Genomic DNA, 15,328 nt, shown 5'->3' on the forward strand with positions numbered 1-15,328 from the left:
ATCATCCATGGCAACTGAAACTGATCCAACCACAGGCACTGCACCGGGCGAACCAGACACCCTGTTTCAGCGGCTCAAGCAAAACGACACCGTCAGACTTCTCAGTTTCGAGGGGCTCGTCTGGGGGCTGGTATTGATCGTTTTGTTCCCGATCATCTGGATGATGCTCTCGTCGTTCAGTGCTGCCTCACTCAGTGACATCGTCGAAAATGGTCTCGGTTGGTATCTCTCCTCGATGTCCCTTGAGAACTATGTGGATATGGTGGAGTCAACCCGTTTCGTGACGTGGTTCAAAAACAGCGTGATCGTTTCCCTCGTCAGCACAGCTCTCAGCATTGTCATTGCGACGTTTGGGGGCTATAGTATCGGCCGACTGCGGTACAAGGGTCGATCAGCTTTCGCGGTTTTCTTGTTGATTACCCAGATGTTCCCGTACGCAGTTATCATCATTCCCCTGTTCATAATCTTCCGTAATTTAGGACTCTTCAACAGCCTTACTGGACTTATCGTCGCCTATGTCGCGTTCACACTTCCGTTCACAACGTGGATGTTGCGGGGATTCTTCGAAAACCTCCCCGAACAGCTGGAAGAGGCGGCTATGGTGGATGGTAGTACCCGTGTCGGGGCGGTCGTCCGTGTCATCTTGCCACTGTCAGCTCCGGCTGTTGCGACGACTTTCATCTTTGGCTGGTTGCTTGCGTGGAACGAGTTCCTGTTCGCATTGGTACTTATCAACGATCAGGCACTGAAGACCTTGCCCCCGGGGATCCAGCAGTGGGTCGGCCAGAACACGATTAATTGGGGACTTATCATGGCTGGTGCGACTACAGTAACGGTACCACTGTTACTTTTGTTCGCGTTCCTCCAACAGTACTTCGTACAGGGATTGGCAGAAGGTGCGGTCAAGAGTTGATGGAGACTCGATAACTTGGTTTTCTTCGCTGAGTATTAATAGTCCATGATTGATTGAATATTTAGAATATCTATTCACATATCTGTTCGGAAACTAGTAAGTTATTTGTCAGAATCACTTGGGGAAACGAGCGGACGCCGACACCCGATAAGTTGTTCGCGGTTCAACCACGTTAAACGATCGTCTCCGTGCGGTCAAGGAGTGTTGGACTGGGTATAGGTACCGAGTGCTGTTTTTCGGATAGAAGTGTATTTTCATCTATTGGAAAACAAATTATTAACTATTCATCCCCTGACGTAGGATTGTGCCATACCGCAATCCAATCATTCCTGGATTCAATCCCGATCCGACAGTTTGTCGTGTGGGGTCGGAATATTATCTCGCCACAAGCAGTTTCGAGTATTTTCCGGGGCTTCCGCTTTACCGGAGTCGTGACCTAGTCGAGTGGGAGCCGATCGGCCACGCACTCGACAGAACAGACCAGATCAATTTGAGTGGCCGCCCATCATCACGTGGCATCTTTGCCCCGACGCTCCGGTACCAAGACGGAACGTTCTACCTCACAACCACGGATGTCGAGGGAGAGGGTCACTTCATACTAACGACCGACGATCCGGCGGGATCTTGGTCAGACCCAACCTTTGTGGACGCACCGGGGTTCGATCCAGACCTGTTCTTTGGAGATGAAGTGGTGTACTTTACATACAAAGCTGAGCAAGGGATCAATCAAGCGCCGATTGAACTCGCGACGGGCGATCTCGGAACGACACGCACTGTCTGGGAGGGGGTTGAGGATCCGCTCCCAGAAGCGCCGCATATCTACAAGATCGACGGACAGTATTACCTTCTCGCGGCGGAAGGTGGCACCCACTTCGGCCACATGATTGTTGCCGGGCGCTCGGACAGCCCGACAGGGCCGTTCGAACCCCATCCTGAGAACCCGATTTTAAGTCATCGGGCGAAAGTCCCGGAAAACATCCATGCGACCGGTCACGGCGACTTGGTGCAGGCACACGACGGCTCATGGTGGATCGTCTTTCTGGCAGTACGGATGACGGGCCGGTGGCCACGCCACCACCATCTAGGTCGGGAGACTTACCTTGCTCCTGTCTCCTGGAAAAACAGATGGCCTGTGATCAACGATGGCAAACCGATCGGTATCGAAATGGATGCCGTTCCACCCGATCCGGATCCGGACGCCCCGCCGATTGATGGCGACTCGGTGACAGCCGGCCATGAGACATTCGATGGAGCGCTCGGGCCAGCGTGGAATTATCGCCGGACGCCTGCACCTGATCACATTGAATCTGTAGATGGACTTCAGATTGATCTCGTACCCGAGACGCTCAGTAAAGGGTGCCCGACGTTTGTCGGTCGGCGACAGCAACACTTCGTGTATACAATCCGAACACGGCTGGACTTCGATCCGGATCGGGCTGTCGAAGAAGCGGGAATTGCCGTACTGATGAACGAACGCCACCATTATGATCTCGGCGTGCGCGGCGGCGAGAATCAACAGGCATTTCTCAGGCGACAGCTTGGAGACTACTCCTCAGTCGTCGAAACTGAACCGATTGAGACTGATAGTGTAATTCTCACGATCAACGCCGACGAGGTCGCGTATCACTTCGAGATCGAACCTGTCGCCGAGACCGGCAACCGTGTCAATTTGGGATCAGCCGAGACGCGTTATCTCTCGACTGAGACCGCTGGTGGCTTCACAGGCGTGTATATCGGACCATACGCTACCTGCAACGGAGACGAGAGCGATCGAACGGCCCGGTTCGCATGGTTCGAGTACAAGCCAACGGACGAGGAAGGATTCGAAGGTGAGTGGGACATATAACTCGAATATATGCTCAGCTACTGTCGGTTTTGACGTTTTGTGGCGTCCACATGAGAAACAACTGATGACATTCCAGTAAATATCTGCATTAATGAATCCCCTTGCTTTGTCATTGTAGTGCCGAGAGACAGTCATCAAGTCTTTCGGCATTTTAGCGTCACCTGAGCGGTAGTGCAAAATTCTTCACACACCCTGAGCTGCCCGATCTCGGTTTTTGAGTGAGACAAGATTTCGCTCTGATATGAGCTATCCAAGCACGGGGACCCATATCGGATCTTCCAAAATATCGATCAGACTTGCCAGGTAATGCCCGAGAGGAACAACGCGGCCATTGTTGGAGGAAGCACCGAGAGGACACTTCTCTTTCTGTCGAGTTCGTACAACCGACCGACGATTGGCAAGATCAAAAACCCAATAACGGCCCAGCCAACCATCCTGAGAACTCGGATGGCATACATTTGTGGAGTCGTTAAAATCTCACGGCGATACTGCGCTAACTCCGTCGCAATTGTTGTCGCGTTGGCCGTGGGTTCGGACGGAAGGGGATACGGTTCCCCAGAGACAGTGAGTGCCAAAACGATTCCAATCAGGAATAATGGGATGAATAGAACCGAAACGTATCCTCCAAGTTTAAATACCGCTGGACTGTACTGTCGTTCATCACTCAGAAATCCTGCAATGGCACCAACGCCACCGAAGTACAGGAAAACCGCTAACAGGACGAATGAAGAAGTATACACGAAAACAACAATCATTGTAACTGCGGCTCCGTCAAAGAGGTATCCACTTATTATGACAATCGGTTCCATCACATAGATCAATATTGTCCGCACGAGGATGTGCAAAAGGAGACCAAGCATCGGACCCGCCCAACCGTAATCAAGAATAACAGATGTAACGTCGTCAATGGTTTGTGCGCGCCGGAGCGCTCGCCAAGGTGCGAGCGGTTCGAAATCGATCTCGAGAAGTCCGATATCGAGAAATGGCGAATTGTCGGTCATCCCGATTTAATTCTATAGATGCCGTCAAAAGAGATTTTCTACTCACCACTACAAACATTTCGCCACTGTTGAGTCGATTAACCAATGTGACCGATTTGGAAATTTATATATAAATGAAATATAAATCTGATTGTACAATAAATGCTGATGAAACCGAGGTCACTCAAGACAACGAGGCACCGACGCGAAGTTGGATATAAATAATCAGAGAAGAGAGATTAATCGTCGGCTGCAATCCGTTCTACACGACCAGGGGACTCTTCGTTGAGCACGTTTAACCCGGTCTCCTCATCGAAGAGGTGGATTTGTTGGTCATCAAAAGTCAGGTAAATATGTTCGCCGACATCGGGATGATAGTTGGGATCGACAAATGTGACGTACTCACGTCCCTCTGTATCGGCTTCCGGTAGGTCGAAGTACATGAGATTATCCCGGCCCAGTGGCTCGATGAGTTCAACCACAACCTCAAAGGTATTCGCATCAGATCCGACCTCCGCCAATTGGAGGTCTTCAGGCCGAACGCCCAGCGTATAGTGTGTGCCCCCGTGGTCGTCAACTCTTGTGGCTACTTCCTGAGAGAATTGGTATTCGAAGTCCCCCGTCAGAGTATTGTCCCCTGGATCGTAGACCACATCGAAGATATTCATGCTGGGGCTACCGATGAACTGTCCCACGAAAAGATTATTCGGTTCTTGATAGACTTCTGTCGGTGTTCCGACCTGCTGGAGAACACCCTGATGGAGAATAGCGATCCGATCAGACATCGTCATCGCTTCCTCTTGATCGTGTGTTACATAAATCGTGGTCGTTTCGAGATCCTGTTGAATCCGGTTGAGTTCGGTTCGCATGTGTTTGCGAAGTTTCGCATCGAGATTAGAAAGCGGCTCGTCGAACAGGAAGACCTCCGGCTCACGGACAATCGCACGGCCGGTCGCGACACGCTGTTTCTGACCGCCGGACAGCTGCTTCGGTCTGTCATCGAGAAGTTCCTTGATATCCATCATCTCCGCCGCCTGATTGACGCGCTTCTTGATTTCCTCCTTCGAAAGATCCGTCGAACGTTTCAGTCCGAAAGCCATATTCTCGTAGACACTTAAATGAGGATACAACGCATAGTTTTGGAACACCATTGCGACATCACGCTTGCGGGGCGGTAGATAGTTAACGACTTCACCGGCCAGACGGATCTCGCCGTCGGTGACGCTCTCAAGCCCCGCCAACATCCGAAGCGTCGTCGATTTACCGGATCCACTGGGCCCAACCAGGGTGAGAAACTCGCCGTCTTTGACTTCGAGATCTAGATCTTTGACAGCGTCTATATCACCTTCATACGACTTTGATACTGTGTCGAACGTGATGGTTCCCATACCTAATCATGATATATGGCCCCAATTAGAAAAAAATGTCGCAAAGTTTTTGGTCATATTCTAACTGATGTCCATTTACAATAAATTAAACTAGTTATAGATAGATAAATTAGTCGTCCTGGACGGTCATCGCAGTATCGAATTCCTCTTGATCCATCTGGTCGGATTTCCGCTCAGGCTCGAACGGCTTCCGGTTGTACACGATATCGTCGATTCGAATATAGCTGTTAGCGAGCTCGACTGCGCGGACGAGTGCGTTCGTCCGAACGAGCATCGGGTCCAGCGCGTTGTTCTCTGCGACGACGTCGTCATCGACAGTTCCGTCAACACCGATTCCGGCACGATCATTGCTGTTGGCATGTGCTGAGCGGATTGCAAGGAGCTGATCGGTCGGATCGGCTCCCGCATTCCGAGCCATCGTCGCGGGAATGGTCTCAAGCACGTTCGCGAATGCTTCGACAACAAGCTGTCGCCGGTCGTCAATCCGTGGCGCAAGCTCGCGAACTGATGCTGCCGCAGCCATTTCCGGAGCGCCACCACCAGGTAATGCCTGTGGACGCTTGATCGCCGCCCGCACCCCGTTAAGGCCATGCTTGATGCGGCGTTGGGCTTCCTCAGCCATTCGCTTGCTTCCACCTCGAACAGTTATCGTCATGGCATCGGGCTTCTCAGGAGCTATCCCCTCAACGCGGAGCCATTCGTCGGACTCACCAATATCTTGGTTCGGCACTGTGATCGATGTCTTGCCAAGCCAGTTGTGTTTGATCGGTTCCGTCGGGACGATAGCCCCTTGGACGGTTCCACCACTCGCGTGGGCGAGGAACCGCAAGTGATGGTCGGGGACATCTTGAACCGTTATGATGCCGGCATCAGCGAGCGTACTTGCGTCACTTACTGAGACTGCCTGTCCGGAAAAGACTGCAACGACGCCAGCATCGGCAAGTTCGGTAACGAGGTCGTTAAACCACTTCGTCTTCCGGGTAGCTGTATCTCGGTGGACATTCGCGACGTCATCTCCCGTCAACCGCATCTGCTGGTTCGGCGAGGGGGACTCAAATTTGCCTGAGACGAACAAAGCCGTCCCCTCCAGTGGCGCAGCAGGGTATGGGACGATTGGTTCCTTCGGAATGTATTTCCCTTCGAATATAGTCGAATCCGTGACGTCGCCACCTGGTATAGCCTGGGTATCAATCAATGAAAGATCGACAGTACCCGCCTCCCAGTCTGCAACGCGAATGGCGGCGTCCACGACGTGTTCGCTAAGCCCCTCAAGCGGCCAAGAAACCACGTCTCCCCCTGTCATAGCAGCAGTCGCTATCATCTCCATCCGGTCACGATCGATCTCTCCATCGGACGCAAGTGGTATCGATATCTCGTCCCAGGTCTCGAGGGTGCGCTGAGCGGCGATCGAGAAACCGTCGATAATGGTCGTCGCTGTGATCCCTTCCTCGATCAATTCAAATCCAGTTTCGATCAACTCCCCACTCAATACGGTTGTCGTCGTCGTCCCGTCGCCGTATTCGTCTTCCTGTGCCCGGAGTGTCGATATAAAGTGTTCTACAACAGGATCGCTAGAGATACTTTCAAATTCATTGATGATCGCACCGCCGTCATTACTGACAAAGCCGCGTATTTCTTCACTTTCCTGTTCTCGGACGACGAGAGTATCTAGCCCTCGCGGCCCGAGCGTTCCTTTGACTGCATTGACGATCTCGTTGACTGTGTCGAGGACAATCTCGTTCTTTTGTGCTTCGTCATACCGACGACAGCCAAAAACCGGCCACTCCTGTTCGTTCGTGTTCATATGTATCATTGATTGGACTCTAACTGGCTTAGCTTTTGGGACCTAGAAACATCTCGGGTATTATCGTCATCCCACATATGGATATGAGACCAGGCCCTAATGCTAAAACTTTCCTGAGGGTTCGAGGTCGCGTTACGGTAGAGAATGAGGCGTTCGACGTTGGTTTATCTCGAACTCCACGCTGTTTCGTGCTCCATCGGAGCCCTTCGTTTTGGTTCTCATGGCATGAGAAACGAGGGACGTTTTATTTCTGTCGTTGCGCTCGTTTGTTTGTGGTCACTGAAATAATGAGCGATAGGTGACAAAAAGGCGCTCTAAGACAACATGCAAGGGAACACAACGATCGCTGTGATCGGTGGCGGCGTCGTCGGGACGGCAATCACGAGAGAACTTTCAAAATACACACTCGACATCGTTCTTCTCGAAGCCGCCCCGGACGTCTGCACCGGGACGAGCAAGGCTAACACGGCGCTGTTGCACGCCGGGTTCAACGCGGACCCGGAGAAGCTGAAGGGTCGATTGAACGTCAGGGGCAACGAACTCTATCACGAGCGGATTCAACACGAACTCGACGTCCCGATCGAGTGGTGCGGTGCACTCGTCGTCGCCACGGACGAATCCGAACGACCGAAACTCGACGCGCTATTGGACAAGGGACGGGAGAACGGCATCGCCGACCTCGAAATCGTCGAGGGGAACCGACTCCATGACCTGGAATCGACCCTCAACGACGATGCGATCGCCGCACTGTGGGCGCCCACGGCGGGTATCGTCAACCCCTTCGAACTCACTGCCGCCTTCGCCAACAACGCCGTCGAGAACGAAGCCTCGGTCGAACTGAACGCCGAAGTCACCGACGTGACCGCGGTCGGCGATACCTTCCGCGTCGAGACAGTGAGAGGCGACATTGAGGCCGACATCGTGATCAATGCCGCAGGACTCTACGCCGACGAGGTTTCGGCCATGGTCGGCGTCGAGGACTTCGAAATCACGCCGCGGCGGGGCGAGTACTACCTCTACGACAAGAAGATGGAGGTCGATGTCGAACACACGATCTTCCCCGTTCCCTCCGAGGTCAGCAAGGGAATCGTCGTCACGCCGACCGACGAGGGCAACGTGATGATCGGCCCCAACGCCGAGGAGGTCGACGCTCCGACGAACAAGGCCACGACCAGAGGGGGCTTAGACGAGGTACTCGCGGGCGCACAGAAGACCGTTCCCGAACTATCGAAAGACGACGTCATCCGGGAGTTCGCGGGGCTGCGTCCGGCGATCAAAGAGACCGGGGACTTCCGGATTCAGATCGAACGCGACGATCCCGGATTCATCAACGTCGCCGGCATCCAGTCGCCGGGGCTTGCCTCCGCACCGGCGATCGCCGAATACGTCGTCGATCTCGTCGCGGACCTCCGTGGCGAACTCGCTGAAGATCCGACCTTCGATCCACAGTATTCGGGACCGCCGAAAGTCAGGCACATGAGTCACGCCGAACACGCTGCCCTGATCGAGGAGAATCCCGAGTATGGCCAGATTATCTGCCGCTGTGAGTCAGTTACGGAAGGTGAAATCCGGGACGCGATCAACGAACCGGTCGGGGCCCGAACGATCAACGCGATCAAGCGTCGGGTCCGGCCCGGGGCCGGACGCTGTCAGGGCGGGTTCTGTCAACCCCGCGTCGTCGAGATCCTCGCCGAGGAACTCGGTGTCGACGAAACCGACATCAAACTCGAAGATGACGGCTCGGAAGTCCTGATCGGCGAGACCAAAGAGCTGCTACTTGCCGAGAGTGGCACGGAGGTGCGTGTCGATGACTGAAACCGAGATGGAGCGTGCTGAATCTGCCCAGTCAGCCGCCGAAGCCGAGCAAGCGATCCGACGGGAAACGCACGATCTCGTGGTAGTTGGGGGCGGCCCCGCGGGGCTGGCCGCGGCGCAGGAAGCATACGATCAGGGCGTCGAGGACATCGTGATCCTCGAACGGGACTTCGAACTCGGCGGCATCCTCCAGCAGTGCATCCACAACGGCTTTGGCTTACACTACTTCGACGAGGAGTTGACCGGCCCGGAGTATGCACAGGAATTCATCGAGAACGTCGCCGAGCGGGGCGTCGACATCCGGCTGAACACGATGGTCGAGGAGGTGACCGACGAGAAGATCGTCTACGCCGTCAGCGAGGACGACGGCCTGACCGAGATCGATGCCGAAGCCGTCGTGTTGGCGATGGGGTGTCGCGAACGAACCCGGGAGGCCCTGGACATCCCCGGGGACCGGCCGGCTGGCGTCTTCACTGCCGGGACCGCCCAGCGCTACATCAACATGGAGGGGAAGATGCCCGGCGAGAAGGCGGTTATCCTCGGATCAGGCGACATCGGACTTATCATGGCCCGGCGGATGTATCTTGAGGGGGCCGACGTCGAGGCCGTCCTGGAGATCCTGCCGTACACCGGGGGGCTCACCCGCAACGTCGTCCAGTGTCTGGAGGACTTCGACATTCCGCTGCGGACCCAACAGACCATCACGGAGATTTACGGCGACGAACGCGTCGAAGGCGTCACAGTCCAGGAAGTCGACAAGGACTTCGAGCCGATCCCTGGAACCGAGTACGACATCGAGTGTGACACCGTCCTCCTGTCGGTCGGCCTGATCCCGGAGAACGAACTTTCGGAGGGTGCTGGCGTCGACATGCATGCCGTCACTGGCGGCCCTGTGGTCGACGACGGTCGAGAGACGAGCGTCGATGGTATCTACGCCTGCGGGAACGTCCTGCACGTTCACGACCTGGTCGACTGGGTGACTGAGGAGAGCATGATCGCCGGTCGATCGGTCGCCAAACAACTCCAGGGAGACATCGAGGTCCGCGAGGACCCGATCGAGATCGAATCCACCGGCGCAGTGAGCTACGTCGTCCCCGAGCGGATCACCAAAGCCGACGACGACCGCGAGAAACTCCCACTGTATCTTCGGGTATACGCTCCGATGGACGAGGTCTTCGTCACGGTCGAATGTGGTGACGAGCAGTTAGCTCGCGAGTTCGAGCGTCGTGCCGAACCAGGGGAGATGATCACGGTCGATATCGATACCGAAGCGCTCGCGGACCTCCCGGAGAATCGTCTCACGGTCGACGTCGTCCCGAAGGAGGAGATCTAGATGAGCAGCGACACCGTCGAGATAACCTGCATCGCCTGCCCGGTCGGCTGTGACGTCTCCCTGGAGGTCGATGACGGCGAGATCCAGTCGATCGAGGGCAATACCTGCCCGAGAGGTGCGGATTATGCGAAAGAGGAATACCGAAACCCGACCCGTATCCTTCCGACGACCGCTCGGGTCGCGGGTGGCGTCCTGCCGCGCGTGCCCGTGAAGTCAGCAGAACCGATGCCCAAACCCGAGTTAGAGGACGCGATGGCCGAGATCGCTGCAGTCGAAGTCGACGCACCGATCGAACTCGGCGACGTGATCGTCGAGAACGTCTGTGACACCGGCGTCGACATCGTTGCAACCCGGGACCTCCCGGCCACAGAAGAGTGAGCCACACTGATGTGAGTAGTTTCTCTTTGCATATCAATCGGATACAGGAAAGCCCAACTCGAATGCCATACTGCACGCCTCTCTAACGAGAAACCGGTGCGTTTATAGGCTGAACAGGCGCAATACCACGGCCTTCAGGCCGTGGATACGCGCCGTCACTTTGGGAAAAGTCCACCATTCAAATACCGGTCCCGAGTTTCCAATAGTGGCGTTTAAGGCAGAATGGCTCCTCGATACCGCCCAACCGTTGAAGATGCAGGCGTCTCGCTCACGAGATCTCCGTGATCGGGCCGAAGATGGCGAGCTGATGCTGGGGACACCTGATACGTGGCTCATCTACAATCTCACCGGGAACCACATTACGGACGTGACGAACGCTTCCCGGACGATCCTTTACAATATTCACGATCTCGAATGAGACGGTGAGCTGCTCGCAGAGTTCGACGTGCCCGAACCGATGTTGCCCGAGGTTCGACCGTCCTCCGACGAGAACGTTTACGGGTACACTGATCCCGATGGCTTTCTCGGCGAAGCGGTTCCCATTGCAGGGGCGTTAGGTGACCAGCAAGCGGCGCTGTTCGGTCAGACCTGTTTCGATGAAGGGGACGCGAAGAATACCTACGGAACTGGATCGTTCTATCTGATGAACACCGGTCCCGAGGCTGTCGACTCCGATTATGGGCTCCTCACTACCATCGGTTTCCAGCGATCGGGCGAACCCGTCCAGTATGCGCTCGAGGGATCGATCTTCGTCACCGGTGCAGCGATCGAGTGGCTCGAAAATGTCGAACTCATCAACAACGCCGCCCAGACGGCCGACCTTGCGCGGTCGGTCGACTCGACGGAGGGTGTGTACGTCGTTCCCGCATTTACCGGACTCGGGGCTCCCCACTGGGGTGGCCGTGCACGGGGAACGATGGTCGGGCTAACTCGCGGGACGCGAAAGGAACACATCGTCCGTGCGACCCTCGAAGCTATCGGATACCTGACTCGCGATGTAGCGGAAGCGATGGAAGCCGATTCGGACATCGAAACGACGACGCTCAAAGTCGACGGTGACGCCGTCAAAAACGATTTCTCACACAACTCCAGAGTGACATCCTCCAGATGGAGATTCAACGCCCAGAAGTCGACGAAACGACGGCACTCGGGGCTGCCTATGCAGCAGGCCTCGCCGTTGGCTATTGGGGCTCCCTGGACGAACTCCGTAACAACTGGCGGATCGACCGAACCTTCGGGCCGGATGTCGAACCCGAGGCGGCTGACGCGATGTACGACCGCTGGAACGATGCTGTCGAGCGCTCGCTCGACTGGACACGCGAAGAATGACGGCCGCCCGAGACGAGTGCATTTGAGATGGATTTCCCGTGAATCTGTCCGAGACAGTACACGCGCTCTCCTCGATGCACGCGGCCGAATCGAGCGAAGTAAGGTTGAATAGATACTGCACGGCACTGTCGGACGTACCACGATGAGGTCCCAAAGCGGTGTAGTGAGATTTCGGCCAAAGCCAAGAACTCGAAGAGTGATTGCGAGAGGTCCGGCCGGGTCAGTCGTTCGTTTCGAGGATGTCCTGTGCCGACTCGATCGCCTGGATGTTCGCAGCGAACGGGTCTTCCAGTGCGGGATAGAGTGACTCGTAGATCTCGTAGTATTCGTCGTAGACCTGCGTGTGTGTCCCGTTCGGCTCGACGCTGTCGACGATGTCGACCGCCCGTTCGGTGGCGCCCTCGACGCTGTCGTAAACGCCGGCACCGACCCCAGCCAGCAGTGCCGACCCGTAGGCGGGACCCTCGTCGACGTTCGGTGTCAGAATCTCCGCGTCGAAGATGTCCGCCTGGATCTGCTTCCACAGCGGGCTCTTGGCGCCACCACCGGCCGCCTTCAGTTGCCCGGTGTCGACGCCCAAGTCGTCACGGACGATGCGTAACGAGTCACGGAGGCCGTAGGTGACGCCTTCGAGGACGGATCGGACGATGTGGGCCTTCTCGTGTCGCGTCGACAGACCGAAGAAGACGCCGCGGGCGTCGGCGTCTCGGTGGGGCGTCCGTTCGCCGTTCAGGTACGGGAGGAAGATGAGCCCTTCAGAGCCCGGCTGGACAGTCGTGGCTTCGTCTGTCAACACGTCGAAAGTATCCGTCCCCAGCTGGTCGGCGACCACCTCCTCTGGGCCGCCGAGTGTGTCGGCGAACCAGCTGAACGCGCCGCCGGCGGCCAACATTACTCCCATGGCGTGCCACTTGCCGGGAACGGCGTGACAGAACGTGTGAACCCGTCCATCGGGATCCGTTCGTTCCTCGTCGGTCGCGACGAAGATGACTCCGGAGGTTCCGATCGACCCCCAGACGTCACCGTCCTCGACGACCCCCGATCCGACGGCACCCGCAGCGTTGTCACCGGCACCGGCGACGACCGGCGTCCCGGCCGGGAGTCCCGTTCGCTCGCTCACGGCGTCTGTGATCTCCCCGGTGACCTTGGGTGACTCGTACACTTCCGGGAGCAGTTCCCGCGGGATGTCTAGCGTCTCCAGAATCTCGGTCGACCAGTCGCGCTCGCCGACGTTCAACAGGAGCGTTCCCGAGGCGTCGCTGACGTCGGTCGCGAACTCGCCGGTCAGTTTCAACCGGATGAAGTCCTTCGGCAGGAGGATCTTTTCGGTCCGCTCGAAGACCTCGGGTTCGTGCTCTTGCACCCAGAGGATCTTCGGCGCGGTGAACCCCTCGAAGGGCGGGTTCGAGGCGAGTTCGATGATCCGATCCTCACCGACGCGCTCCTCGATCTCCGCACACTGCTCGGAGGTCCGCGTGTCGTTCCAGAGGATCGCCGGCCGGAGCACCTCGTGATCCCCGTCTAAAAAGACCGAACCGTGCATCTGGCCCGTGAGTCCGAGTCCCTCGATCTCACCCGGATCGACGGCGGGATCGTCGAGAACTGCCTCGATTCCGGCGACTGTGGCGTCCCACCACTCGGCCGGGTTCTGCTCTGACCAGCCCACTTCAGGCTGGTACAGCGGATACTCCTCGGTAGTGGTCGCGACGACCTCGCCGTCCGCGTCCGTGACGAGGATCTTCACGCCTGAGGTCCCCAAATCGAGACCCATCAAAAGACTCATGGTACGTTCTCACAATCGAAAGTTCTAATGTTAAGTTTTGTCTTCTTCCGGGGAAGTCTGTCGGGCAAACCCCGTAGGTCGTCGAATACGGAGGGAACGCCGGCCCGGTGGTCAGGAATTGTCGTCAGGATTCGTCTCTCGAACCAGACGAGCGTTCCGACGCTCTGTCGAAACTGGGCTGTCAAAAAGGAGGGAACGCTTCGGTGAGCGAGATCACTCCGAACGGGTAAGATACCGGTCATACCCGGCTATCCGGGACGAATACCGCAATGTTCAAGTGGTCTCTGAGAGCATTTCATTCGTGTTTGTCCTACAAACAGTGATATCATGAGTGAGTACTTCCCGGAGATCGACGCGATCACGTACGGTGGACCGGCGTCCGAGGACCCCCTCTCGTTCAACTACTACGACCCGGACCGGGAGATCGGCTCCAAGACCATGGAGGAACACCTCCGGTTCTCGGTGGCCTACTGGCACACCTTCACCGAGGACGGATCTGACCCCTTCGGTGTCGGAACGATGGAGCGGCCGTGGGACGATATCGACGACCCCATGGAGAAGGCCCACGCCCGCGTCGATGCCGGCTTCGAGTTCTTCGAGAAACTCGGCGTCCCGTATTTCTGTTTCCACGATCGTGACATTGCACCCAGGGGAGAGAATCTCGCGGAATCCAACGAGAACCTCGACGAGATCGTCGATCACGTCGAGGAGAAGATGGACGAAACGGGCGTCGAATTGCTCTGGGGGACCTCCCAGCTGTTCATGGAGCCGAAGTACATGCACGGGGCCGCGACCTCACCGAACGCAGACGTCTTCGCTCACGCCGCCGGCCAGGTCAAGAAAGCCATGGAGGTCACCGAACGCCTCGGCGGCGAGAACTTCGTCTTCTGGGGCGGCCGCGAGGGCTACAAGACACTGCTGAACTCGGACATGGGCCGGGAACTGGATAACATGGGTCGGTTCCTCCAGATGGCTGCCGACTACGCTGACGACATCGGCTTCGAGGGGCAGTTGCTCATCGAGCCCAAACCCAGAGAACCCACGAAACACCAGTACGACTTCGACGCGGCGAACGTCCTGGCGTTCCTCCGTGAGTACGGCCTGGCGGACCGCTTCGCCCTCAATCTCGAGGCCAACCACGCGACGCTGGCGGGCCACAACTTCCGACACGAACTCCAGTACGGCCGGATCAACGACGCGCTGGGCAGCGTCGACGCCAACCAGGGCGACAAGCTCATCGGCTGGGACACCGACGAGTTCCCGACCGACGTCTACATGACGACTCTGGCGATGTACGAGATCTTAGAGAATGGCGGCCTCGCCCCGGGCGGACTCAACTTCGACGCGAAGGTTCGCCGGGAGTCCTTCGAGCCGGTCGACCTCTTCTACGGCCACGTTTCCGGTATGGACGCGTTCGCCCGCGGGCTGGAGGTCGCCCACGAACTCCGCGAGGACGGGATCTTTGAGGAAGTCATCGACGAGCGTTATAGCAGCTACGAGGAAGGTATCGGCGCCGAGATCGTTTCGGGGGAAGCCGACTTCGACTCTCTCGCGGAATACGCGTTGAACAACGACGGTTTCGATCTGTCCTCCGGTCGTCAGGAGAAACTCGAATCGATCCTCAACCGCTACATCCTGGAGTCCTGAAATCGATTCCGCCAGTCGGGTTCACGTCGGTCCCCTCACGTGGTCGGATACTCTCCCGGTTTGGTCACAGCTGGTGACTGCTACAGTCGGGACTCCCGAGTAAGGAAAGTAA

10 protein-coding genes and 1 pseudogene are annotated in these 15,328 nt (G+C 56.8%); 7 read left to right on the plus strand and 4 right to left on the minus strand.

Annotated elements, in window-relative coordinates; all coding sequences use genetic code 11:
* Nucleotides 1–7 precede the first annotated feature (7 nt).
* Nucleotides 8–913 (plus strand): carbohydrate ABC transporter permease, encoded by a 906-nt coding sequence (locus E3374_RS15265; protein ID WP_136689812.1) that lies wholly within the window; start codon nucleotides 8–10, stop codon nucleotides 911–913.
* A gap of 304 nt (nucleotides 914–1,217) precedes the next feature.
* A complete protein-coding gene (locus tag E3374_RS15270; protein WP_136689813.1) occupies nucleotides 1,218–2,759 on the plus strand; it encodes a glycoside hydrolase family 43 protein in 1,542 nt (513 codons plus the stop codon).
* 290 nt (nucleotides 2,760–3,049) lie between these two features.
* On the opposite strand, the gene E3374_RS15275 is transcribed toward E3374_RS15270, so the two are convergent.
* The 3 genes from E3374_RS15275 to E3374_RS15285 form a co-directional block, all read right to left on the minus strand.
* Nucleotides 3,050–3,760, minus strand: a complete 711-nt coding sequence (locus E3374_RS15275; protein ID WP_136689814.1) for a hypothetical protein — start codon at nucleotides 3,758–3,760, stop codon at nucleotides 3,050–3,052.
* 218 nt (nucleotides 3,761–3,978) lie between these two features.
* Entirely contained in the window at nucleotides 3,979–5,127 is a 1,149-nt protein-coding gene (locus E3374_RS15280; protein WP_136689815.1) for an ABC transporter ATP-binding protein, read from the minus strand.
* Nucleotides 5,128–5,236: 109 nt separating this feature from the next.
* Nucleotides 5,237–6,931, minus strand: coding sequence for a TCP-1/cpn60 chaperonin family protein (locus E3374_RS15285; RefSeq protein WP_169051877.1), 1,695 nt, complete (start codon nucleotides 6,929–6,931; stop codon nucleotides 5,237–5,239).
* 324 nt (nucleotides 6,932–7,255) lie between these two features.
* On the opposite strand from E3374_RS15285, the gene E3374_RS15290 reads away from it, so the two are divergent.
* The 4 genes and pseudogenes from E3374_RS15290 to E3374_RS15305 form a co-directional block, all read left to right on the plus strand.
* The gene (locus tag E3374_RS15290; RefSeq protein WP_136689817.1) at nucleotides 7,256–8,746 is read left to right on the plus strand and encodes an NAD(P)/FAD-dependent oxidoreductase; all 1,491 of its coding nucleotides are present in this window, start codon (nucleotides 7,256–7,258) and stop codon (nucleotides 8,744–8,746) included.
* Nucleotides 8,739–10,079: an NAD(P)/FAD-dependent oxidoreductase gene (locus E3374_RS15295; protein ID WP_136689818.1), complete on the plus strand. Its 1,341-nt coding sequence runs from the start codon at nucleotides 8,739–8,741 to the stop codon at nucleotides 10,077–10,079. Before E3374_RS15290 ends, E3374_RS15295 begins: the two co-directional genes overlap by 8 nt.
* Nucleotides 10,080–10,457, plus strand: a complete 378-nt coding sequence (locus E3374_RS15300; protein WP_136689819.1) for a DUF1667 domain-containing protein — start codon at nucleotides 10,080–10,082, stop codon at nucleotides 10,455–10,457.
* Nucleotides 10,458–10,665: 208 nt separating this feature from the next.
* A pseudogene (locus E3374_RS15305) lies at nucleotides 10,666–11,786 on the plus strand (FGGY family carbohydrate kinase); the annotation flags it as partial.
* A 220-nt stretch (nucleotides 11,787–12,006) separates the two neighbouring features.
* Here E3374_RS15305 and xylB read toward each other — a convergent pair.
* Nucleotides 12,007–13,557, minus strand: coding sequence for a xylulokinase (xylB, locus tag E3374_RS15310; RefSeq protein WP_136689820.1), 1,551 nt, complete (start codon nucleotides 13,555–13,557; stop codon nucleotides 12,007–12,009).
* 339 nt (nucleotides 13,558–13,896) lie between these two features.
* Here xylB and xylA point away from each other — a divergent pair, with 339 nt between their 5' ends.
* Entirely contained in the window at nucleotides 13,897–15,216 is a 1,320-nt protein-coding gene (gene xylA, locus E3374_RS15315) for a xylose isomerase (RefSeq protein ID WP_136689821.1), read from the plus strand.
* Nucleotides 15,217–15,328: the final 112 nt, after the last annotated feature.

The organism is Halorhabdus amylolytica (assembly GCF_004944975.1).
Lineage (GTDB): Archaea > Halobacteriota > Halobacteria > Halobacteriales > Haloarculaceae > Halorhabdus > Halorhabdus amylolytica.

Coding starts and splice junctions, on each gene's coding strand:
- E3374_RS15280 (WP_136689815.1), bottom strand. CDS start 5,127: ATGGGAACCATCACGTTCGACACAGTATCAAAGTCGTATGAAGGTGAT.
- xylA (WP_136689821.1), top strand. CDS start 13,897: ATGAGTGAGTACTTCCCGGAGATCGACGCGATCACGTACGGTGGACCG.
- E3374_RS15265 (WP_136689812.1), top strand. CDS start 8: ATGGCAACTGAAACTGATCCAACCACAGGCACTGCACCGGGCGAACCA.
- E3374_RS15295 (WP_136689818.1), top strand. CDS start 8,739: ATGACTGAAACCGAGATGGAGCGTGCTGAATCTGCCCAGTCAGCCGCC.
- xylB (WP_136689820.1), bottom strand. CDS start 13,557: ATGGGTCTCGATTTGGGGACCTCAGGCGTGAAGATCCTCGTCACGGAC.
- E3374_RS15300 (WP_136689819.1), top strand. CDS start 10,080: ATGAGCAGCGACACCGTCGAGATAACCTGCATCGCCTGCCCGGTCGGC.
- E3374_RS15290 (WP_136689817.1), top strand. CDS start 7,256: ATGCAAGGGAACACAACGATCGCTGTGATCGGTGGCGGCGTCGTCGGG.
- E3374_RS15285 (WP_169051877.1), bottom strand. CDS start 6,931: ATGAACACGAACGAACAGGAGTGGCCGGTTTTTGGCTGTCGTCGGTAT.
- E3374_RS15275 (WP_136689814.1), bottom strand. CDS start 3,760: ATGACCGACAATTCGCCATTTCTCGATATCGGACTTCTCGAGATCGAT.